This window comes from Melaminivora jejuensis (assembly GCF_017811175.1).
Lineage (GTDB): Bacteria > Pseudomonadota > Gammaproteobacteria > Burkholderiales > Burkholderiaceae_C > Melaminivora > Melaminivora jejuensis.
This window is the reverse complement of sequence record NZ_JACWIJ010000002.1, coordinates 2,908,310-2,928,389: the sequence shown is the minus strand read 5'-3', so window position 1 is coordinate 2,928,389 and position 20,080 is coordinate 2,908,310. Positions and strand designations below refer to the sequence as shown.

Annotated in this window: 20 protein-coding genes and 1 pseudogene; 16 read left to right on the top strand and 5 right to left on the bottom strand. The window is 67.8% G+C overall.

All coding sequences use genetic code 11. From position 1 onward, the window contains the following. Nucleotides 1-60: 60 nt before the first annotated feature. The gene (gene cueR / locus IDM45_RS13865) at nucleotides 61-474 is read right to left on the bottom strand and encodes a Cu(I)-responsive transcriptional regulator (protein WP_209423378.1); all 414 of its coding nucleotides are present in this window, start codon (nucleotides 472-474) and stop codon (nucleotides 61-63) included. 151 nt (nucleotides 475-625) lie between these two features. On the opposite strand from cueR, the gene IDM45_RS13860 reads away from it, so the two are divergent. From IDM45_RS13860 to IDM45_RS13845, 4 genes are all read left to right on the top strand, one after another. Further along, the gene (locus IDM45_RS13860) at nucleotides 626-982 is read left to right on the top strand and encodes an ArsR/SmtB family transcription factor (RefSeq protein WP_209423377.1); all 357 of its coding nucleotides are present in this window, start codon (nucleotides 626-628) and stop codon (nucleotides 980-982) included. A 197-nt stretch (nucleotides 983-1,179) separates the two neighbouring features. After that, entirely contained in the window at nucleotides 1,180-1,488 is a 309-nt protein-coding gene (locus tag IDM45_RS13855) for a c-type cytochrome (RefSeq protein ID WP_209423376.1), read from the top strand. A 20-nt stretch (nucleotides 1,489-1,508) separates the two neighbouring features. Further along, nucleotides 1,509-2,798, top strand: a complete 1,290-nt coding sequence (locus tag IDM45_RS13850; RefSeq protein ID WP_209424133.1) for an NAD(P)/FAD-dependent oxidoreductase — start codon at nucleotides 1,509-1,511, stop codon at nucleotides 2,796-2,798. A gap of 119 nt (nucleotides 2,799-2,917) precedes the next feature. Beyond that, entirely contained in the window at nucleotides 2,918-3,541 is a 624-nt protein-coding gene (locus IDM45_RS13845) for a c-type cytochrome (RefSeq protein WP_232653897.1), read from the top strand. A 24-nt stretch (nucleotides 3,542-3,565) separates the two neighbouring features. Here IDM45_RS13845 and IDM45_RS13840 read toward each other — a convergent pair whose 3' ends face one another. Further along, a complete protein-coding gene (locus tag IDM45_RS13840; RefSeq protein ID WP_209423375.1) occupies nucleotides 3,566-4,651 on the bottom strand; it encodes a YeeE/YedE family protein in 1,086 nt (361 codons plus the stop codon). A 44-nt stretch (nucleotides 4,652-4,695) separates the two neighbouring features. Here IDM45_RS13840 and IDM45_RS13835 point away from each other — a divergent pair, with 44 nt between their 5' ends. The 10 genes and pseudogenes from IDM45_RS13835 to soxB all read left to right on the top strand — a co-directional run bounded on the left by IDM45_RS13835 (nucleotide 4,696) and on the right by soxB (nucleotide 13,582). After that, the gene (locus IDM45_RS13835) at nucleotides 4,696-5,661 is read left to right on the top strand and encodes an MBL fold metallo-hydrolase (RefSeq protein WP_408631659.1); all 966 of its coding nucleotides are present in this window, start codon (nucleotides 4,696-4,698) and stop codon (nucleotides 5,659-5,661) included. Further along, entirely contained in the window at nucleotides 5,658-6,158 is a 501-nt protein-coding gene (locus tag IDM45_RS13830; RefSeq protein ID WP_232653900.1) for a thioredoxin domain-containing protein, read from the top strand. The genes IDM45_RS13835 and IDM45_RS13830 overlap by 4 nt, the downstream gene beginning before the upstream one ends. A gap of 61 nt (nucleotides 6,159-6,219) precedes the next feature. Next, complete coding sequence (locus IDM45_RS13825; protein ID WP_209423374.1) at nucleotides 6,220-6,561, top strand: hypothetical protein; 342 nt, start codon at nucleotides 6,220-6,222, stop codon at nucleotides 6,559-6,561. Nucleotides 6,562-6,869: 308 nt separating this feature from the next. Continuing rightward, nucleotides 6,870-8,252, top strand: coding sequence for a sulfite dehydrogenase (gene soxC, locus IDM45_RS13820; RefSeq protein ID WP_232653901.1), 1,383 nt, complete (start codon nucleotides 6,870-6,872; stop codon nucleotides 8,250-8,252). Continuing rightward, on the top strand, nucleotides 8,236-9,309 hold the full coding sequence (locus IDM45_RS13815) for a c-type cytochrome (protein WP_209423373.1): 1,074 nt from the start codon (nucleotides 8,236-8,238) through the stop codon (nucleotides 9,307-9,309). Before soxC ends, IDM45_RS13815 begins: the two co-directional genes overlap by 17 nt. A gap of 80 nt (nucleotides 9,310-9,389) precedes the next feature. Further along, complete coding sequence (gene soxY, locus IDM45_RS13810; RefSeq protein WP_209423372.1) at nucleotides 9,390-9,848, top strand: thiosulfate oxidation carrier protein SoxY; 459 nt, start codon at nucleotides 9,390-9,392, stop codon at nucleotides 9,846-9,848. A gap of 51 nt (nucleotides 9,849-9,899) precedes the next feature. Beyond that, on the top strand, nucleotides 9,900-10,211 hold the full coding sequence (soxZ, locus tag IDM45_RS13805) for a thiosulfate oxidation carrier complex protein SoxZ (RefSeq protein ID WP_209423371.1): 312 nt from the start codon (nucleotides 9,900-9,902) through the stop codon (nucleotides 10,209-10,211). An 86-nt stretch (nucleotides 10,212-10,297) separates the two neighbouring features. Further along, nucleotides 10,298-11,121 (top strand): annotated as a pseudogene (gene soxA / locus IDM45_RS13800) (sulfur oxidation c-type cytochrome SoxA). A gap of 20 nt (nucleotides 11,122-11,141) precedes the next feature. Beyond that, nucleotides 11,142-11,825, top strand: a complete 684-nt coding sequence (gene soxX, locus IDM45_RS13795; protein ID WP_209423370.1) for a sulfur oxidation c-type cytochrome SoxX — start codon at nucleotides 11,142-11,144, stop codon at nucleotides 11,823-11,825. 23 nt (nucleotides 11,826-11,848) lie between these two features. Next, a complete protein-coding gene (gene soxB / locus IDM45_RS13790) occupies nucleotides 11,849-13,582 on the top strand; it encodes a thiosulfohydrolase SoxB (RefSeq protein ID WP_209423369.1) in 1,734 nt (577 codons plus the stop codon). A 150-nt stretch (nucleotides 13,583-13,732) separates the two neighbouring features. Here the strand turns inward: soxB and IDM45_RS13785 are convergent, their stop codons facing one another. After that, nucleotides 13,733-13,930 (bottom strand): heavy-metal-associated domain-containing protein, encoded by a 198-nt coding sequence (locus tag IDM45_RS13785; protein WP_209423368.1) that lies wholly within the window; start codon nucleotides 13,928-13,930, stop codon nucleotides 13,733-13,735. 194 nt (nucleotides 13,931-14,124) lie between these two features. On the opposite strand from IDM45_RS13785, the gene IDM45_RS13780 reads away from it, so the two are divergent. After that, complete coding sequence (locus IDM45_RS13780) at nucleotides 14,125-16,350, top strand: heavy metal translocating P-type ATPase (protein ID WP_209423367.1); 2,226 nt, start codon at nucleotides 14,125-14,127, stop codon at nucleotides 16,348-16,350. Between the two features lie 98 nt (nucleotides 16,351-16,448). Then, entirely contained in the window at nucleotides 16,449-18,095 is a 1,647-nt protein-coding gene (locus tag IDM45_RS13775; RefSeq protein ID WP_209423366.1) for a methyl-accepting chemotaxis protein, read from the top strand. Nucleotides 18,096-18,186: 91 nt separating this feature from the next. Here the strand turns inward: IDM45_RS13775 and IDM45_RS13770 are convergent, their stop codons facing one another. Further along, complete coding sequence (locus IDM45_RS13770; RefSeq protein WP_209423365.1) at nucleotides 18,187-19,317, bottom strand: alkene reductase; 1,131 nt, start codon at nucleotides 19,315-19,317, stop codon at nucleotides 18,187-18,189. Between the two features lie 86 nt (nucleotides 19,318-19,403). Further along, nucleotides 19,404-20,012 carry a glutathione transferase GstA gene (gene gstA, locus IDM45_RS13765; RefSeq protein WP_209423364.1) on the bottom strand — a complete coding sequence of 203 codons (609 nt, stop codon included), beginning with the start codon at nucleotides 20,010-20,012 and terminating at the stop codon, nucleotides 19,404-19,406. Nucleotides 20,013-20,080: the final 68 nt, after the last annotated feature.

Below are 20,080 nucleotides of genomic sequence, written 5' to 3'. Positions count from 1 at the left end.
GTGAAAAATGCCGCAAACCCTTATCCAACAAGCGATGATAGCTATTGAAATAATAGCTATTCAGCCTGCCAGATCGTCCAGGATGGGGCAGTCGGGCCGCTCGTCGCCCTGGCAGCAGCCGACCAGCGCCTGCAGGCTGCGCTGCATGGCCTGCAGGGCGGCGATACGCTCGTGCAGGTCGGCGATGTGCTTTTGCGCAATCTGCTTGACCTGGCTGCTCGCGCGCGCCTTGTCCTGCCACAGCCCGAGCAGGGCGGCTATCTCGTCCATCGAAAAGCCCAGCTCGCGCGCGCGGCGGATGAAGCGCAGGGTGTGTACGTCGGCCTGGCCATACTGGCGATAGCCGCTGTCGGTGCGTGCCACGGGCGCCAGCAGGCCCAGGCTTTCGTAGTGCCGCACCATGCGCGCCGACACCCCGGCGCGGGCAGCCGCCACGCCGATGGCCACGGGCCAGTGTTCGCAGGGTTGGGTCATGGGCACACTCTCGGGGGGCGCAGGATCGGGGCGGCAAATTATCGCTGTGTCATAGTGATAGTGATTGACAGTGACGCCGGCCTGCCGCAGACGGCTACTGCGGCTTCCCCACCCTTGTGCCTCTCCCGCTTTCCTGCTTGCTTGATTCCTCATGGCCTCCCCCACGGATACTGCGCTGCAATCGGACGAAGTCCTGGAGCGCGCCGCCGAGCTGTTTCGCCTGATGTCGGCTCCCATGCGGCTGAAGATCATCGGCGCCCTGTGTCAGGGCGAGAAGAACGTCACCGAGTTGCTGGCCGAGGTGGCCACTACCCAGCCCAACATGAGCCAGCACCTGAATACGCTGTACCGGGCCGGCGTGCTGGGCAAGCGGCGCAAGGGAGTGCAGATCTACTACCACATCGCCAATCCGCACGTCACGCCGCTGTGCCGCGCCGTGTGTACCCTGGTGGCGCAAGGGGCCGTGCCGCTGGCGCAGCCAGGGCTGCAGGCGCAGCACGAGGCCTGAGGGCTTGAGGGCTTGAGGCGTTGCGGGTAAGTCCCCGGTATGGCTGGCCGGGCGTCAGTTCTATGATCGCCCGGGTTTATATAAGCAGCCGACGATTTACAGCGCCGCCACGCGCCGCGACCGGCGCAGCGGCTTGCGGGCGCCGCAGGCGCCGGCGGCTGGCAAGATCGCGGCTCGACAACACAGGAGGCTCCAAGATGAAACAACTCGCTCTCTCCACCCTGGCCGCCGGCCTGCTGGCGCTGGCCGGCAGTGCCAGCGCCCAGGTCGATCCGCTGCAGGTGCGCAGCTGGGCGGCGGCCTGCGCCAACTGCCACGGCACTGCCGGACGCGCACAGCCGGGCAACGAGCCGCTGGCTGGCGTCAACAAGGACGAGATGGTCAAGAAGCTCAAGGACTTCAAGAGCGGCGCCAAGCCGGCCACCATCATGCACCAGCTCAGCAAGGGCTACAGCGACGAGCAGCTCGACGCGATCGCCGGCTGGTTTGCCGCACAGAAGAAATGAGCACAGGGAGCACAACCATGATGGATCGTCGTCAATTCATCCGCGCCGGCTCGGCTGCATCGGCCATTGGCGCTCTGGGCCTGAGTGCCGGCTGCGCATCCACGGGGGCCGCCGGCGGCGCCGGGGGCAAGGTGGTGGTCATCGGGGGCGGCTATGGCGGCGCCACGGCGGCCAAGTACATCCGCATGTGGTCTGAGGGGGGCATCGAGGTCACCCTGGTCGAGCCCAATGCAAGCTTCATCTCCTGCCCGATCTCCAACCTGGTGCTGGGCGGCAGCAGGCAGATGGCCGACATCACCGTGTCCTACGACAATCTGACGCGCCGCCACGGCGTGAAGATCGTGCGCGACAGCGCCGCCGCCATCGACGTGGACAAGCGCCAGGTGCGCCTGGCCGGCGGCAGCACGCTGTCCTACGACCGGCTGGTGGTCTCGCCCGGCGTGGATTTCATGTGGGATGCCCTGCCGGGCATGAAGAAGCCCGGCGCCCAGGACAAGGTGCTGCACTCCTGGAAGGCCGGCGCGCAGACCGTGGCACTGCGCCGCCAGCTCGAAGCCATGCCCGATGGCGGCGTGTATGCGCTGTCCATTCCGCTGGCGCCGTATCGCTGCCCGCCCGGGCCGTACGAGCGCGCTTGCCAGGTGGCGCACTACTTCAAGACGGCCAAGCCGCGCTCCAAGGTGCTGATCCTGGACGCCAACGATGACGTGACCTCCAAGGGCCCGCTGTTCAAGAAGGCCTGGGCCGAGCGCTACCAGGGCATCATCGAGTACCGGCCCAAGCACAGCACCATCGATGTCGATGCGGCCACCAATACGCTGAAGTTCGACTTCAACGATGACGTCAAGGCCGATGTGCTGAACGTGGTGCCGCCGCAGCGCGCCGGCGATATCGCGCATGGCGCCGGCCTGGCCACGGCCAACCAGCGCTGGTGCGAGGTGGACTGGCTGACCATGGAATCAAGCGCCGCCAGAAACGTCCATGTGCTGGGCGACGCGCTGCAGATCGCGCCGCTGATGCCCAAGTCCGGCCACATGGCCAACCAGCACGGCAAGGTGGCCGCAGCTGCCATCGTCGCCCTGCTGTCGGGCCGCGAGCCGGGCAAGCTGCCGATCTACAACAACACCTGCTACAGCTTCGTGAGCGACACCGATGTGGTTCACGTGGCCAGCGTGCATCGCTACGACGCCGAGAAAAAGACCATGCTCGCCGTGCCGGGCTCGGGCGGCGTGTCAGCTGCGGCCAGCGAACTGGAAGGGCGCTATGCCATGGCCTGGGCGCACAACATCTGGGCCGACTCCCTGATGTGAGCCGCTGTGCCGGGCGGCGGGCACGCGCCTGCCGCCCATCGATTTTCCGGGGCCGCTGCTGGCCCCTTTTCCTTGCCTTTTTCTGGCTGAGACAACGAATGGACAAGAGGGGAGCAATCATGCGTGTGCGGCAATGGACGTCCATCATCCTGCTGGGGGCTGCGCTGGGCGCCAGCGTGCTGGCTCCGGGTCTGGCCCAGGCCGACGAGGCCGCACAGGCGCGCGCACGCAAGATCATCGGCGGCTCGTGCTTTCTATGCCACGGCACCGATGGCGAATCGGCCAGCGAGGTGTTCCCGCGCCTGGCGGCGCAGAACGCCGACTACATCGCCAAGCAGCTCGAACAATTCAAGAGCGGTGCGCGCAAGAGCACGGCCATGGCCAGCATGGTGACCAACCTGGCGCCTGAGGACATGCAGGCGCTGGGCCAGTTCTACGCCAGCCGCCCGCCGCACCAGGAAGCAGCCAAGGATGCGCCGCTGGCGGCTGTAGGCCAGTACCTCTACCACCAGGGCAACAAGTACAGCGGCGTGCCGGCCTGCGCCACCTGCCACGGCAAGGCTGGAGCCGGCAGCGACAGCCTGCCGCGCCTGGCCGGCCAGCACGCGGCCTATCTGGAGAGCCAGCTCAAGCTGTTCAACAAGCGCGAGCGCACCAACGACAACGCCGTCATGCACACCGTGGCCGAGAAGATGACACCGCTGGAGATGGCGGCGGTGTCCGAGTACCTGAGCGGTAAATAGACAGGTGTCGGCTGGCAGGCAGCTTCAGCGTGGCGAACTGGCCGGGCCGGCGCTGGCCGGGGCCTCGGGCAGCAGCCTATCCATCAGGCCGCCGCCCAGCCACATGCCCACCAGGGCCAGCCAGGCGGTGAGCGAGAAGATGGCGCCGCCGGTCATGCCCGCGCCCACGGCGCAGCCGCCGGCCAGCACGCTGCCGAAACCCATGGCCACGGCGCCCGCGATGTAGCGCAGCATGGTCAGGCCGTTGTGGAAACCCTCGATCCTGAATTCGCGCCTGACCAGCGCGCCCAGGGCCGAGCCGGCAAACACGGCAGGCAGCATGGCGGCATCGAAATCGAAGGCCGGCGCCGGGCTGTGCAGCACCCGCATCAGCCACTGTGCCGAGGGGCCGCTGAAGGTCAGGCCATTGACCGCCACGGGGTCGAAGCTGGCCACGGATACGGCATGGGTGAACCACCAGGCCAGCGCCACGGCCAGGCCGGTGCCGATGCCGCCCACCCATAGCCAGATGCGGTTGCCGGCGCGCAGCGAAAACCATATGCCGCCGGCCAGCCACAACAGTCCGAAGGCCAGGCCGGCACCGCTGTCCAGGCCCAGGCGCGCCAGCAGATTGCGTGCGCTGCCGCCATCGACCAGCCACCAACTGGCGACTGCGGTGCGCCAGGGTTCCAGGGCACCGCCCAGGGCCGCCTGCGCCGTCACGGCAAACACCAGGCCGGACAGCAGGGCGCGCAGATTGCCGTTGGCCGACAGGATCAGCAGCCGGCTGGCACAGCCGCGCGTCATGACCATGCCGATGCCGAACAATGCGCCGCCAAGCAGTGCGCCCGACAGGCTGCCCCGGTTGGACATCTGCCGCGCGCCACTCACGTCCAGCCAGCCGGCCAGCGTCAGGGCCTGGACGGCAACCACGGCGGTGGCGAAGGCCAGCAGCCAGACCCCCAGGCGCTCGCCGAAGCGACCGCGCCAGACGTCGATGACGGCGGCGCGCAGGCAAAAGCGCGAGCGCTGCGCAAAAAAGCCGAACAGCAACCCGATGGCTGCGCCACCGGCGGCCAGGACGGGCGTCGTGCCGCGCAGCTCGACGATGGTTGTCAGGTCAGGGGTCATTCCAGATAATTACTTTAGCGTTTGCTTATAAATAGGGAGTGGGTATGCAGCGTGCAATTGATCGGCGTCAATTTTTTCTGCGCAGTGCCGCTCTGGCTGGCGCTGCCGGCCTGGGCAGCACGGCGCTCTGGGCCGCCGAGCCGCCCATGCGGGCGCTGGAGGCGGCGCCCGGCTGCTGGTATGTGCAAGGCCTGTCCGAGCTGGGCTCCCGGGACAATCAGAACTTCATCTCCAACGCCGGCTTCATCGTCACCTCCGAATCGGTGGTGGTGATCGATGCCCTGGGTTCGCCCAGGCTGGCCGAGCGGCTGCTGGCCGAGATTGCCCGCGTCACGCCCAGAAAGGTTTCGCATGTGGTGCTGACCCACTACCACGCTGACCATATCTACGGCCTGCAGGTGTTTGAGAAGGCGGGGGCGCAGATCATTGCCCACCAGGGTGCACGCGAATATCTGCATTCCGACACGGCACGGCTGCGCCTGCAGGCCTCGCGCGACGAACTGGCCCCCTGGATCGACGAGCAGACCCGGCTGGTGCCGGCCACGCGCTGGATCAAGGCGCGCGAGGAGCTGACAGTGGGCGACACCCGGCTGGTACTGCAGCCGGTGGGTGCGGCGCACACGCCCGAAGACCTGGTGGTGCATGTGCCCAAGGCCCGGCTGCTGTATGCCGGCGATCTGGTGTTTCGCAGCCGCATCCCCTTCGTCGGCCAGGCCGACAGCCGCAACTGGATCGTGTCGCTGGAGCGGCTGCTGGAGTTCGACGCCCGGGTCATCGTGCCCGGCCATGGCCCGGTATCCACCGAGGCGCGCCAGGACATCCAGCTCACGCGCGACTACCTGATCCATCTGCGCCAGGCCATGGGCGAGGCTGCGCGCGACATGACGCCTTTCGATGAGGCCTACGAGGCCGCCGACTGGAGCCGCTTCGAGCATCTGCCGCTGTTCAATGCCGCTAATCGCATGAATGCCTACAACACCTATCTGCTGATGGAGCACGAGTCACCATGAACGCACCAGTGTCCCTGCCTGCGCTGCGTCGGCGCCACTGGAGTGCCTTGGCCGCTGCTGCCCTGCTGGGTGGTGCCGGCCTGCCGCTGCGGGCCGCCGGCAGGACGCTGCCGCTGTCGGTTTCGCTGCCCGACGAACTGGCCCAGGCCCTGGCCGGCAGGCAGCCGCTGGTGGTCATGGTCAGCCTGCACCGCTGCCCCTGGTGCGAGGAGGTGCGCAACAACTATCTTGCGCCCATGCGCGAGCGCGAGGGACTACCGGTGGTGCAGGTGGACATGCGCAGCGAACAGGGTACGCGCACGGTGCAGGGCGCCGGCATCACGCACGATGCGCTGGTGCGCGCCTGGCAGGTCAAGGTGGCGCCGACGGTGCTGTTCCTGGGCCGGGACGGTGCCGAGGTGGCCGATCGGCTGATCGGCGGTTCGCCGGATTTCTATCACGGCTATCTGGAGCGCCGGCTGGAGCAGGCGCGCCAGGCAGTCGCTGCAGCGCCATAGCCGTGCGACGCGCCAGGGCCGGCAGGGAAGCGGCCTGGGGGTTCTGAAAAAGGAGGTTTCCATGCAAGTCTTCCGCATCCGGTCGCAGCACCTGCTGCTGGCCGCCGCGCTGGCCGCCACCGGCGCCTGGGCGCAGGTGCCCGCTCCGGCCATCTTCAAGGACGCCGATCTGAAGCTGGGCGAGCAATTGATCGCCGAGCACAAGTGCAACCAGTGCCATGCCATGAAGTGGGCCGACGACGGCAAGGCCATCTATCGGCCCCGGGGCAGCATCGATAGCGCGGGCAAGCTGCGCGGCATGGTCGAGGGCTGCAACACGCAGATGAGTCTGGGCCTGTTCCCGGAGGAGGTCACGGCTATCGCTGCCGTGCTCAATCGCGACCACTATCGCTTCGCGCCCTAAGAGCGTGTTTACGATCTCCGCGCGCAGGGGCGCGGGTGCGGATCGGGATGGGCTGCCAGGCGCAAACCGCAGCGATAGCCCGTGCTATCGCGAGGATTTGCAACGCCGCAGACCGCCCGAGGCCGCGCTCGCGCACCCGCGCGGGGATCGTAAACACGCTCTAAGTCGAGCTGCCGGGAGGGTGCGGCTGCGCATGGAGGCGAGCCAGGGTGGGGCGGATTTTTGCGCGCGCCTGCGTATTAACCCCAGCAGTGATCTGGATCAAAGGCCGTAACATAAGTCATTGTGCATATAACCAATAAAGCATGATGACGGACATACAGCCCCAGCCCGCTCCGGCCAGCATGGAGCGCGGGCGCCTGCGCAAGGCGCCGGAAAACTTCCTTGATGCCGCAGGCGTGCGCGCTGTCTTTGCCGAAGGCAAGCAGGGTCGGCGCGACTTCATCCGCAAGGCCTTTGCCACTGCCGCCGCTGCAGGTGGCGCAGCCGCTGCCGCCGCGCAGGGCGCCCGCGACGTGGGTGAGGGCGATCCGGCCATCCTGAACCTGCCTGCGCACAGCACCGGCCTGGGCCAGCCCGTGGTGACCGATGGCTACGGTCTACCGTCCAGGTACGAAGCCAACGTGCAGCGCCGTCCAAGTCCGGGCCTGACGCAGACCACCCAGTCCTCGGTGTCCTTTGCGCCGCTGCAGTCGCTGTTCGGCATCGTCACGCCCAATGGCCTGCACTTCGAGCGCCACCACCAGGGCTGGTGGGATGTCGATCCGGCGCAGCACCGCCTGATGATCAATGGCATGGTCAAGGCGCCCAAGGTCTTCACCATGGACGAGCTGATGCGCCTGCCCAGCGTGTCGCGCTTTCACTTCATCGAGTGCGGGGCCAACACCGGCATGGAGTGGGGCAACGTGGCCGTGCCCACGGTGCAGTATTCGCACGGCATGTTGTCGTGCAGCGAGTTCACCGGCGTGCCGCTCATCACCCTGCTGGAGATGGCCGGTGCCGATCTCAAGGGCGGCAAGTTCGTGCTGGCCGAGGGCGCAGATGGCTCCTCCATGACGCGCACCATCCCCATGAGCCTGGTCACCAGCGGCCAGGTGCTGGTCGCCTACGGCCAGAACGGCGAGATGCTGCGTCCGGAAAACGGCTATCCACTGCGCCTGGTGGTGCCGGGCGTGCAGGGTGTGAGCTGGGTGAAATACCTGCGCCGCATCGAACTGGGCGACCAGCCCTGGGCCACCAAGGACGAAGCCATCCACTACGTCGATTTGCTGCCCGATGGCACGCATCGCCAGTACAGCAGCATTCAGGAGTGCAAGAGCGTCATCACCACGCCCTCGGGCGGGCAGGTGCTGCTGGACAAGGGCTTCTACAACATCAGCGGCCTGGCCTGGTCAGGCCGGGGCAAGGTCAGGCAGGTCGATGTATCCGTCGATGGCGGGCGCAACTGGCGCACCGCGCGGCTGGAAACCCCGGTGCTCGATCGCTGCCTGACGCGCTTCAACATCGACTGGGTCTGGGACGGCAGGCCGACCATGGTCATGAGCCGCGCCACCGACGAGAGCGGCTACGTGCAGCCCAGCCTGCGCCAGTTGCGCGACGTGCGCGGCACGCGCTCGATCTATCACAACAACTCCATCCAGGCATGGCTGGTGCAGGAAAACGGTGAGGTCAAGAATGTCCAGGTTTCGTGATCCGCTGGCGGCAGCGGTGATCGCCGTCTGCCTGAGTACGTCCGTGCTGGCGCAGGACAAATTTCCCGGCATTGGCCGCACGGCCACGCCCAAGGAGGTCGCCGCCTGGGACATCGACGTGCGGCCCGACTTCAAGGGCCTGCCGCCGGGCAGCGGCAGCGTGGCTGCCGGGCAGGACATCTGGGAGGCGCGCTGCGCCACCTGCCACGGCTTTTTCGGCGAGGCCAACTCCATCTTCACGCCCCTGGTGGGCGGCACCAGCGCCGAGGATGTCAAGACCGGCCGGGTGGCCACGCTCAAGCGCGCCGACTACCCCGGGCGCACCAGCCTGATGAAGGTGCCCACGGTGTCCACGCTGTGGGACTACATCCACCGTGCCATGCCCTGGGACAAGCCCAAGTCGCTCAAGACCGACGAGGTCTATGCCGTCACCGCCTTCTTGCTCAACCTGGCGCACGTCGTGCCCGAGGATTTCACCCTCTCGGACAAGAACATCGCCGAGGTGCAAAAGAGGATGCCCAACAGGGATGGCATGACTACGGCACACGCGCTGTGGCCCGGCAAGGATTTCAGGGATGCGCAGGCCAGGCCTGATGTGCAGGCCAAGGCCTGCATGAGCAACTGCGGGCCGCAGCCCACCATCACCTCGCGCCTGCCCGAGCACGCACGCAACAACCACGGCAACCTGCGCGAGCAAAACCGCACCGTGGGCCCGCAGCGTGGCTCCGATACCACGCAGCCCGAAGGGCCGTTGGGTTCCGCCGCCGGCCCGGTCAAGGTAGTGGGCAATGCCCGCAAGGACAGCCCGAACGCGGCAGCCATCGCGCTGACGCAAAAGCACGCCTGCACCGCCTGCCACAACATGGAGGGCAAGCTGGTCGGCCCGGGCTTTGCCGACATTGCCAGGAAATACCCCGGCAAAGTGGACTACCTGCAGTCCAAGATCAAATCCGGCGGCTCGGGCGTGTGGGACGAAACCCCTATGCCGCCGCAGGAGCTGCCGGAGGAAGATACCCGGGCCATGGCGGCCTGGCTGGCGGATGGGGCAGCCAAGTGAGGCCCGCCGGCCCTTTTCCAGCCTCTTTCCCGCCTTTTTCATCCAATTTGCACGCTTCATCTGTAAGGAGAAACCACCCCATGCAAACACGCAGACACACTCTCAAGCAGGGCGCCGTGGTGGCCGGTCTGCTGGCCGGCACGGGCCTGTTCCCACAGTACGCCCTGGCCTTCAACAAGGCGGCGTTCGATGCCAAGAATCTCAATGACGCCCTCAAGGCATTGGGTGCCAGTGGTGCGCCCCAGGCCAGCGATGCCGTAACGCTGACGGCACCCGACATTGCCGAAAACGGCGCCGTCGTGCCGCTGGCCATTGCCAGCACCCTGCCCGAGGTCAAGCAGTTGGTGCTGTTGGTCGAGAAGAACCCCAATGCGCTGGTGGCCGCCTTCAAGGTCAGCCCGGAAGTCGAGCCCAGCTTCGCCACCCGCACCAAGATGGGCGAGTCGTCCGACGTGTATGCCGTGGCCATCACCGCCGACGGCAAGGCGCACTACGCCAAGAAGGAAGTCAAGGTCACCCTGGGCGGCTGCGGCGGCTGATGGCCGGCCCGAGCAGCGACCCGCAAGTTTTCAGAGATCAGGAGTAAAGACATGGCAGATCCGATGCGCATCCGCGCCCAGGCGCAGGGCGACAAGACCACCGTGCGTGTGCTGATGAGCCACGAGATGGAATCCGGCCAGCGCAAGGACGCGTCCGGCAACCTGGTGCCGGCCTGGCACATCCAGGAAGTGACCGCCAAGCTCAACGACAAGGAGGTTTTCTCCTGCGAATGGGGGCCGGCAGTCTCCAAGAACCCTTTTTTGCAGTTCGTGGTCAAGGGCGCCAAGGCCGGCGACAAGATCAGCGTGACCTGGAAGGACAACAAGGGCGAGAGCCGCACCGACACCGCCACGGTGTCCTGACCCGGCAGCCGGGTTGAGGGCAGCGCCCGTGCCGAGTGGCCGGGCAGCTGCCTTTTTGTTCTGCACGCCACAAGGAGACAAGCACCATGAGATTAAAAGGCAGAAACAGCGCCGCGCTAGCCGTTGCCGCCGCCGCCACTGGCCTGATGGCCCTGGCTGGCCCGGCGCAGGCGCAAAAGACCTCCATCGAAGCCATCGAGGAATACCGCGAGATGCTGCAGGACGGCAACCCCGCCGACCTGTTCGAGGCCAAGGGCGAGGAGTTGTGGAGCAAGAAGCGCGGCCCGAAAAATGCCTCGCTGGAGCAATGTGACCTGGGCCTGGGCCCGGGGTGGTCAAGGGCGCCTTCGTGCAGTTGCCGCGCTACTTCGCCGACACCGGCAAGGTGCAGGATCTGGAGTCGCGCCTGGTGACCTGCATGAGCACCCTGCAGGGCATTGACCCGCAGGACATCATCAAAGGTCAGTGGGGCAAGGGCGAGCGCGCCAACACCACGGCGCTGGCCACCTGGGTGGCCGCGCAGTCCAAGGACATGTCTTTTGCCCTGCCGCAGTCGCACCCGCAGGAGCGCACCATGTACCAGGTGGGCAAGCGCCTGTTCTTCATGCGCGGCGGCGCACACGACTTTGCCTGCGCCTCGTGCCACGGCGAGGAGGGCAAGCGCATCCGCCTGCAGGATCTGCCGCTTCTGACCAAGAACCCCGGCGACGGCGTGGGCTTTGCCGCCTGGCCGGCGTATCGCGTGTCCAACGGCCAGATGTGGACCATGCAGCACCGCCTGAACGACTGCTACCGTCAGCAGCGCTTCCCCGAGCCCGATTTCGCCAGCGATGTCACGGTAGCCCTGGGCGTGTTCCTGGGCGTGAATGCCAAGGGCGACAAATCGGCCGTGCCGACCATCAAGCGCTGAGCGCTGCGCAGGAGAAACGAATGAACAAGCACATTTCCTGCGGCGCCCGCGTGGCCCTGCCGCTGCTGGCTGCTGCCGCCCTGGCTGGCTGTGCCGGAGGCTCCGGTGGCGCCGGCACGCCATCGGCTGCCGAGATCGACGCGCTGACGCAGAAAATCGTCCAGGAATCCTTTCACGACAAGGGCATCGTCAAGGTGCAGCAGGCCTTTGCCGAGGATGAGACGCTGCGCGCCTGCAATGCCGCCGACGTGTCCGGCCAGCCGCTGGACGAGGCCACCGCCAAGCGCATCGAGGCGCTCAACATGCAGACCATCAAGTGGCCTGCCGATGGCAAGTACCTGGGCGACTGGAAAGCCGGCGAGGCGCTGGCGCAAAGTGGCCGAGGCATGACCTGGACGGACAAGGCGGGCACGCCCAATGGCGGCAATTGCTACAACTGCCACCAGATCGACAAGAAGGAAATCTCCTTCGGCACCATCGGCCCCAGTCTGTACAACTACGGCAAGCTGCGTGGCGTGAAAGACCCGAATGCCGCCGAGTCGCGCGAGATGGTGCGCTACACCTGGGGCAAGATCTGGAACAGCAAGGCCTATTCGGCCTGCTCCAACATGCCGCGTGCCGGCCACAAGGGCATCCTGACGGAAAAGCAGGTTGCCGACATCGTGGCCCTGCTGCTCGACCCCGCCTCTCCCGTCAACCAGTAACCCGTCTCCAGGCGCGCGCATCCATGAATCTCAGCAAACGCGAATTCCTGCAAGTCCTGAGTGCGGCCAGTGTGGCCGGCCTGGGCCTGGGCGCCTATGCCCAGGCCAGCGCCCAGACGGCCGCCCAGGGGCTGTACGACATCCCGGCCTTCGGCAACGTGTCGTTCCTGCACTTCACCGACTGCCACGCGCAGCTCAGGCCGCTGTACTTTCGCGAACCCAGCGTCAACCTGGGGGTGGGCGACATGCGCGCTCGCCTGCCGCACCTGGTGGGCGACGAGCTGCTCAAGGCTGCGGGCGTGCAGCCGGGCACGGCCATGGCGCACGCGCTGACCTATCTGGACTTCGAGCAGGCCGCGCAGCGCTACGGCAAGGTGGGCGGCTTCGCGCACCTGGCCACGCTGGTCAAGCGCCTGCGCGCCAGCCGCCCCGGCGCCCTGCTGGTCGATGGCGGCGACACCTGGCAGGGCAGCGGCCTGGCGCTGTGGACTAAGGGGCAGGACATGGTGGATGCCTGCAAACTGCTGGGCGTGGATGTCATGACCGGGCACTTCGAGTTCACCCTGGGCATGGAGCGCGTCCAGGAGATTGTCGAGAAGGACTTTGCCGGCAAGATCGACTTCGTCGCGCAGAACATCAAGACCACCGATTTCGGCGATCCGGTGTTCAAGCACTACGCCATGCGCGAGATCAATGGTGTGCCCTGCGCCGTGATCGGCCAGGCCTTTCCCTACACCCCGATCGCCAATCCGCGCTGGATGGTCGCCGACTGGGAGTTCGGCATCCAGGACGAGCACATGCAGCAGGTGGTGGACGAGGCGCGCGCCAAGGGGGCCAAGGTCGTGGTCGTGCTCAGCCACAACGGCATGGACGTGGATCTGAAGATGGCCAGCCGCGTGCGCGGCATCGATGCCATCCTGGGCGGGCACACGCACGACGGGATGCCGGTGGCCAGCGTCGTGAAGAATGCCGGCGGACAGACGCTGGTGACCAATGCCGGCAGCAACGGCAAGTTCCTGGCGGTGCTGGATCTGCAGGTCAAGGACGGCCAGGTGGCGGACTATCGCTACAGGCTGCTGCCGGTGTTTTCCAACATGCTGCCGGCAGACCCGGAGATGGACGCGCTCATCACCCGGATGCGCGCGCCGTACGAGGCCAAGCTGTCCGAGCAGCTCGCCGTCACCGAGGGCCTGCTGTACCGCCGGGGCAACTTCAACGGCACGGGCGACCAGCTCATCGTCGATGCGCTGATGGAGGTGCAGGGCGCCGATCTGGCCTTCTCGCCGGGTTTCCGCTGGGGCACGACGCTGCTGCCCGGCCAGGCCATCACGCGCGAATGGGTCATGGACATGACCGCCACCACCTACAGCTACGCCACGCTGACCGACATGAAGGGCGAGATGGTCAAGACCGTCATGGAGGACGTGGCGGACAACCTGTTCAACCCCGACCCCTACTACCAGCAGGGCGGCGACATGGTGCGCGTGGGCGGCCTGACCTATGACTTCAACCCGCTCGAAAGCATGGGCAAGCGCGTGTCCAACATGCGCCTCAAGGGCGAGCTGATCGACCCGAACAAGACCTATAAGGTGGCCGGCTGGGCGCCGGTGTCTGAGGAAGCCGCCAAGGCCGGCAACCCCATGGTCTGGGATCTGGTCGAGCAGTGGCTCAAGGGCCGGGGCGGCAAGGTGACGGCGCGCCAGGCCAACATGCCGCGCCTGACCGGCGCCGTGCCCAACCCGGGACTGGCGGGCTGATCGCAGCCGAAAATCGCCCGGCAATGGATTGCATTTGGGGTCAAATCGGCATCAAACCCAATACTGGAAAGCGCTGACAGCTATCATTCTTGAATGAAAAACCGGTGCAAGGCAGCAAGCCTGCACCGGTTTTTCCTTGGCATTGGACGCTCAGGCGGCGACTTCGTAGCCCTCGTCGCGGATGGCCTGGGCGATGGCGTCGCGCGACTTGTCGCTCTCGACGCTGACCTGGCCGCTGGCCAGATCGACGCGCACGATGGCCTCGGTGTCCACCTCGCGCACGGCGTGGACGACGGCGCGCTCGCAGTGGCCACAGGTCATGCCCTTGACGTTGAACTGGTATTGCATGGCGGATTCCTTTCTTCGGGGGGTTGATGTCGGATCAGGCAGAAAAACAGTGCCCTGGCCGTGCGGGCGACTGCCAGCGACATGACCATCATGAAGCCTCACACGGTGGCAATGTCAAGCCGGGCGCCAGTGCCGACCCGCCGGCGCCGCAGGTGGCTTGACATTGCCATGCTGTCAAGGTTTAAGGTGCAGCCATGAGCACTGCCCCCATCCCCCCCTTTGCTGCCGCCACGCTCGACCTAGGCGTGGGCGGCATGACCTGCGCCAGTTGCGTGGCGCGCGTGGAGCGTGCCTTGCGCAAGGTGCCGGGTGTGCAGGAGGCTGCGGTGAACCTGGCCACCGAGTCGGTGCAGGTCAGCTACGACGCGCAGCAGGCGCCTGACATGCCGGCGCTGGCACGCCGCGCCATCCGCAATGCCGGCTACGAGCCGCGCGATCCGGAGCAGGCGCAGGCCGAGCGTGCCGATGATGCGCCCTGGGCCGGCTTTGCCCCGGTGGCGCTGGGCCTGCTGCTGTCGGCGCCGCTGGTGCTGCCCATGTTCGGCGACCTGCTGGGCCAGCACTGGATGCTGCCGGCCTGGGCGCAATTCCTGCTGGCCACGCCGGTGCAATTCATCCTGGGCGCGCGCTTTTACCGCGCCGGCTGGCACGCCGCGCGCGCGCTGACCGGCAACATGGACTTGCTGGTGGCTCTGGGCACCAGCGCCGGCTACGGCTTGTCGCTGTGGCTGTGGGCCAGCGCCGCGCCGGGCGAGGTGCCGCACCTGTACTTCGAGGCCTCGGCCGTGGTCATCACCCTGGTGCTGCTGGGCAAGTGGCTCGAAGCGCGTGCCAAGCGCCAGACCACGGCGGCCATCCGCGCGCTGCACGCGCTGCGCCCCCAAGTCGCTCACCTGCTGGGCCGGGATGGCGAGGTGGACGTGCCGATCGCCGAGATCATGGCCGGCGACCGCCTGGTGGTGCGCCCGGGCGAGCGCATCCCGCTCGACGGCACGCTGCTGGAGGGCCATACCCAGGTGGACGAATCCATGCTGACCGGCGAGCCGCTGCCGGTGGCGCGCGAAGCCGGCGGCAAGCTCACCGGCGGCTCCATCAACGGCGAGGGCCGCATCGTCATGCAGGTCACGGCGGTGGGCGCCGAGACGGTGCTCTCGCGCATCATCCGCCTGGTCGAGGACGCGCAGGCTGCCAAGGCGCCCATCCAGCGCCTGGTCGATCAGGTGGCGGCGGTGTTCGTGCCGGCGGTGCTGGTCATTGCCGTGCTGACCCTGGCCGGCTGGCTGCTGGCCGGCGCCGGCACCGAAACCGCGCTGATCCGCGCCGTGGCCGTGCTGGTCATTGCCTGCCCCTGCGCGCTGGGCCTGGCCACGCCCGCAGCCATCATGGCCGGCACTGGCGTGGCAGCGCAGCACGGCGTGCTGATCAAGGACGCCGAGGCGCTGGAGACGGCGCACCGCGTCGATACCGTGGCCTTCGACAAGACCGGTACGCTGACCGTCGGCCAGCCGCGCCTCACGGCGTTTCACGTGGAACAGGGGGCTGACGAAGCCGCACTGCTGGCGGCAGTGGCCGGCGTGCAAAGCGGCAGCGAGCACCCGCTGGCGCGCGCCGTGCTGCAGGCGGCGCACGAGCGCGGCCTGGCCGTTCCCGAGGCGGCCAGCGTGCGCGCCGTGCCGGGGCGCGGCACCGAAGGCCGGGTGCAGGGCCGGCAGTGGCTGGTCGGCAGCCAGCGCTGGATGCAGGAGCTGGGCGCACCGCTGGGCGCGCTGCAGGCACGTGCCGAGGAGTTGCAGCAAGGCGGCGCCACCGTCTCGGTGCTGGCCGAGCAGCACGACGGCGGCCCGCCCGTGGCGCGCGCCCTGCTGGCCTTTGGCGATGAGCCCAAGCCGGGCGCGCGCGAGGCGCTGGCGCGCCTGAAGGAGCACGGCGTGCGCTGCGTCATGATCTCCGGCGACAACCGGGGCGCTGCCGAGGCCATGGCACGCCGCCTGGGCCTGGAGCCGGACGCCGGCGAGGTCATGGCCGAGGTGCTGCCGGGCGGCAAGGCCGAGGCCGTGCGCCAGCTGCAGTCGGGCGGGCATGTGGTGGCCATGGTGGGCGATGGCGTGAATGACGCGCCGGCGCTGGCGGCTGCCGATGTCGGCCTGGCCATGGGCAACGGCACGGACGTGGCCATGCACGCTGCGGGCATCACGCTGATGCGCGGCGATCCGGCCTTGGTGGCGGCGGCGCTGGACATCTCGCACCGCACCGTGATCAAGATCCGCCAGAACCTGTTCTGGGCCTTCATCTACAACGTCGCCGGCATCCCGCTGGCGGCGTTGGGCTACCTCAGCCCGGTGGTGGCCGGCGCGGCCATGGCGCTCAGTTCGGTCAGCGTCATGACCAATGCGCTGCTATTGAAACGCTGGCACGGTTGAAAAATTTGTCCTTGTCGATTGTGCCGGGTCTGGCAGACTGCAACGTTTTGTTGCGCCAGGCAACGGCATGATGCTGCCGAAATCACAGGGACAAAGCCATGAACCTCCATGCCCTCATGCGGGCCTTCTCCATTCGCCTGCGGATGCTGGGCGCCATCGCCGTGGTGTTGCTGCTGCTGGCCTTGCTGGGTGGCGCCGGCATGGGCGGGATGCTGCGCATCCATGCGCAAAGCCAGTCCTTCGTCGAGCAGCAGCACGCCGCCGTGACGGTGCTGGGGCAGTTGCGCGAAACCCTGGGGCAGGTGCGCCAGGCAGAAAAGGACATGATCATCCACTACGAGCGCACCGAGCAGGTGCGCGCCGCGCACGCGCGCTGGGAGCAGGCGGTGGATGCTTCGGTGCAGCTGGCCGAGCGCTTTGGCCAGACCCTGGCCGAGGATGACCAGGCCGCGCCGCGCAAGCTGGCCGAGTATCTGGCAACGTATCGCCAGCAATTTTCCCTGGTGGCGCGGCAGTTGGAGGCGGGGGCCTATGACTCGGCCACCGTTGCCAACCGCATGAGCGAGCGCGCCGTGACGCAAATGGCGGCGGTCGCCCAGCAGATGCAGGAGCTGGACAAGCGGCTGGCGCAGGAAGTGCAGGCCGCCGTCGCCGAGCAAAAGCGCACGGCCGAGCAGACCCAGTGGCTGTTCATCGCGGCAGTGCTGCTGACGCTGGTGGTGGTGGTGCCGCTGACGCTGCTGAACATGGTCTCCATCTGCCGGCCCCTGGCGTCGGCGCGCGAGCTGGCGCAGGCGATTGCTGGGGGCGACCTGTCCGGGCGGGTGCAGGTGCAGGGCCGCGACGAGGTGGCGCAGTTGCAGCGCGCGCTGATGGATATGCAGGGTGGCCTGAGCCGCCTGGTGGCGCAGGTGCGCGATGCCAGCGGCAGCATCGCCAGCGCCAGCCAGCAGATCGCCACCGGCAACCAGGACTTGTCGGCGCGCACCGAGCAGACCGCCAGCAACGCCCAGGAGGCGGTGGTCTCGCTGTCGCAGCTCACCGCCACGGTGCAGCAGACGGCAGCCTCCACGCAGGTGGCCAACCAGTTGATCAGCTCGACTTCGGACGCCGCCACGCGCGGCGGCCAGATCGCCGCGCAGGCGGTGCAAAGTATGCACGGCATCGCTAGCTCCAGCCGCAAGATCGGCGACATCATCGGCCTGATCGACTCGATTGCCTTCCAGACCAACATCCTGGCGCTCAATGCTGCGGTGGAGGCGGCGCGCGCCGGCGAGCAGGGCCGGGGCTTTGCCGTGGTCGCCGGCGAAGTGCGCAGCCTGGCCGGGCGCAGCGCACAGGCGGCCAGCGAGATCAAGCAGTTGATTGGCGCCAGCGTGGCGGCGGTCGATGGCGGTGTGCGCCAGGTCGAGGATGCCGGCAGCGCCATGCAGGAGATCGTCGGCAGCGTGCAGCGCGTGACCGACATCATGGGCGAGATCAACGCTGCCGCCACCGAGCAGACCGCCGGCATCGGCCAGGTCAACGGCGCGGTGGGCGAGATTGACCGCATGACGCAGCAAAACGCCGCGCTGGTCGAGCAGTCCGCCGCCGCCGCCGAGTCGCTGCGCGAGCAGGCCGAGCGCCTGTCGCTGGTGGTGCAGCAGTTCCGCCTGGCCGACGGTGGCGCACCGGCTGGTGGTACCGCCCCGCGCCTGGCGGTTGGGACTGAGGCTGGGGCTGGGCAACTGCGCCTGCTGGCCTGACACCTCTATCGCTACATAAAATATAGCTATCAGCGCTTGCCTGTATTGGGTTTCAGGATATTTTCATGCCCAACACAGGCTTGCCGGGCGATCAATGGCCGCCGTCTGGCGGTAGCACCGGGTAGTCGGTATAGCCGCGCGCATCGCCGCCGTAGAAGGTGCGCGTATCCCACTCGTTGAGCGGCGCGCCGCTGCGCAGGCGCGCCACCAGGTCGGGGTTGGCGATGAAGGCCTTGCCAAAAGCCACGGCATCGGCCCGGCCACTGGCCACGGCCTGGCTGGCCAAGGCGCCGTCATAGCCGTTGTTGACCAGCCAGGCGCCGCGCCCGCCGGCGTCCCGGTAGGCGGTCTGGAAGGCGGCGTAGTCGAAGGGCCGGCCCTCGACCTCGCGCGGCCCGCCGGTGGCGCCTTCGATGATGTGCAGATAGGCCAGATCAAGCGGCGCCAGCTGGCGCGCCAGGTAGGCGTACAGCGGCTGCGGGTCGGCATCCTCGATGTCGTTGGCCGGCGTCACTGGCGACAGGCGGATGCCGGTGCGCCCGCCGCCCACGGCATCGGCCACGGCGCGCGTGACTTCCAGCAGCAGCCGGGCGCGGTTTTCCACGCTGCCGCCGTAGTCGTCGCTGCGCTGGTTGGCGCTGCTCTTGAGGAACTGCTCCAGCAGATAGCCGTTGGCGCCGTGGATTTCCACGCCGTCGAAGCCGGCCGTGTGGACGGCATTGCGCGCGGCGGCGGCAAAGGTGTGGACGATGCCGGGCAGCTCCTGGGCTGCCAGCGCGCGCGGCGTGGAGGTCGGCGCAAAGCCGGCGCGGCCATCGCCACGGTCGTGCAGGTAGGTCTTGGCCTGGACCGGCAGGGCCGAGGCCGACACCGGCGCTGCACCGCCCGGCTGTAGGCTGGTGTGCGAGATGCGGCCCACGTGCCACAGTTGGCAGACGATGCGCCCGCCAGCGGCGTGGACGGCATCGGTCACGCGCTTCCAGCCATCGAGCTGCTCGCTGCCGTACAGGCCGGGCACGTCGGCATAGCCCTGGCCCTGGTGGCTGATGGCCGTGGCTTCGGAGATCAGCAGCCCGGCGCTGGCGCGCTGGCGGTAGTACTCGGCGGCCAGCGCGCCGGGGATGGCGTTGGGGGCGCGGTTGCGCGTCAGCGGCGCCATGACGATGCGGTTGGCCAGGCGCAGCGCGCCGGCCTGCAGGGGGTCGAACAAGGTGGTGGTCATGGGGAGAAGGGAGAAGCGGGGGACGGGGGAGCGGGGCGGAGGTGGGCAGAAAAAGGGCCGCCCGAGGCGGCCCGCTGCGGCGCTGCCTACTTGAGCAGGCCCTCGGCCTTCATGGCGGCCTGCACGGCGGGGCGGGCGGCGATGCGCTCGCGCCAGGCGGCCAGGTGCTTGAGGCCCGAGATGTCCAGGCCGACGTGCTGCGGCCAGCCGGTCACGGTGAACAGGTAGGCGTCGGCGACGCTGAAATGCTCGCCCATCAGATAGTCCTTGCCGGCCAGCTCGCCATCGACCCACTCCAGGCGCTGCAGCAGGTTCTTGCGCGCAATGGGCTTGTAGTCCTCGGGCGTGTCCGGCTTGAACAGCGGCGAGAAGCCTTTGTGAATCTCGGTGCCGATGAAGGTCAGCCACTCCTGCAGGCGGTAGCGCGCCAGCGTGCCGTGGGCCGGCGCCAGATTCTTTTGGGGTGCCTGATCGGCCAGGTACTGCACGATGGCCGGGCCTTCGCGCAGGCGCGCGCCGTCGTCGAGTTCGAGCACTGGCACATAGCCCAGCGGGTTGATGGTGTAGAAATCCGTGCCGTCTTGCAGCTTGTGGCTCTTGGTGCTGGCCAGCACCGGGGTGTAGGCCAGGCCGGCCTCGTGCAGCACGATGTGCGGCGACAGCGAACAGGCGCCGGGGGAGTAATAGAGCTTCATGGCTGATCCTTCTTGGCTTGCGGGCCGTGCGGCCTGCGGTTGTCAGGGGGAGCTGGGTGCCGGGTGGC

Bases quoted from the DNA above. Each gene is read 5' to 3' on its own strand.
- cueR (WP_209423378.1), bottom strand. From the start codon at position 474: ATGACCCAACCCTGCGAACACTGGCCCGTGGCCATCGGCGTGGCGGCT.
- IDM45_RS13860 (WP_209423377.1), top strand. From the start codon at position 626: ATGGCCTCCCCCACGGATACTGCGCTGCAATCGGACGAAGTCCTGGAG.
- IDM45_RS13855 (WP_209423376.1), top strand. From the start codon at position 1,180: ATGAAACAACTCGCTCTCTCCACCCTGGCCGCCGGCCTGCTGGCGCTG.
- IDM45_RS13850 (WP_209424133.1), top strand. From the start codon at position 1,509: ATGGATCGTCGTCAATTCATCCGCGCCGGCTCGGCTGCATCGGCCATT.
- IDM45_RS13845 (WP_232653897.1), top strand. From the start codon at position 2,918: ATGCGTGTGCGGCAATGGACGTCCATCATCCTGCTGGGGGCTGCGCTG.
- IDM45_RS13840 (WP_209423375.1), bottom strand. From the start codon at position 4,651: ATGACCCCTGACCTGACAACCATCGTCGAGCTGCGCGGCACGACGCCC.
- IDM45_RS13835 (WP_408631659.1), top strand. From the start codon at position 4,696: ATGCAGCGTGCAATTGATCGGCGTCAATTTTTTCTGCGCAGTGCCGCT.
- IDM45_RS13830 (WP_232653900.1), top strand. From the start codon at position 5,658: ATGAACGCACCAGTGTCCCTGCCTGCGCTGCGTCGGCGCCACTGGAGT.
- IDM45_RS13825 (WP_209423374.1), top strand. From the start codon at position 6,220: ATGCAAGTCTTCCGCATCCGGTCGCAGCACCTGCTGCTGGCCGCCGCG.
- soxC (WP_232653901.1), top strand. From the start codon at position 6,870: ATGACGGACATACAGCCCCAGCCCGCTCCGGCCAGCATGGAGCGCGGG.
- IDM45_RS13815 (WP_209423373.1), top strand. From the start codon at position 8,236: ATGTCCAGGTTTCGTGATCCGCTGGCGGCAGCGGTGATCGCCGTCTGC.
- soxY (WP_209423372.1), top strand. From the start codon at position 9,390: ATGCAAACACGCAGACACACTCTCAAGCAGGGCGCCGTGGTGGCCGGT.
- soxZ (WP_209423371.1), top strand. From the start codon at position 9,900: ATGGCAGATCCGATGCGCATCCGCGCCCAGGCGCAGGGCGACAAGACC.
- soxX (WP_209423370.1), top strand. From the start codon at position 11,142: ATGAACAAGCACATTTCCTGCGGCGCCCGCGTGGCCCTGCCGCTGCTG.
- soxB (WP_209423369.1), top strand. From the start codon at position 11,849: ATGAATCTCAGCAAACGCGAATTCCTGCAAGTCCTGAGTGCGGCCAGT.
- IDM45_RS13785 (WP_209423368.1), bottom strand. From the start codon at position 13,930: ATGCAATACCAGTTCAACGTCAAGGGCATGACCTGTGGCCACTGCGAG.
- IDM45_RS13780 (WP_209423367.1), top strand. From the start codon at position 14,125: ATGAGCACTGCCCCCATCCCCCCCTTTGCTGCCGCCACGCTCGACCTA.
- IDM45_RS13775 (WP_209423366.1), top strand. From the start codon at position 16,449: ATGAACCTCCATGCCCTCATGCGGGCCTTCTCCATTCGCCTGCGGATG.
- IDM45_RS13770 (WP_209423365.1), bottom strand. From the start codon at position 19,317: ATGACCACCACCTTGTTCGACCCCCTGCAGGCCGGCGCGCTGCGCCTG.
- gstA (WP_209423364.1), bottom strand. From the start codon at position 20,012: ATGAAGCTCTATTACTCCCCCGGCGCCTGTTCGCTGTCGCCGCACATC.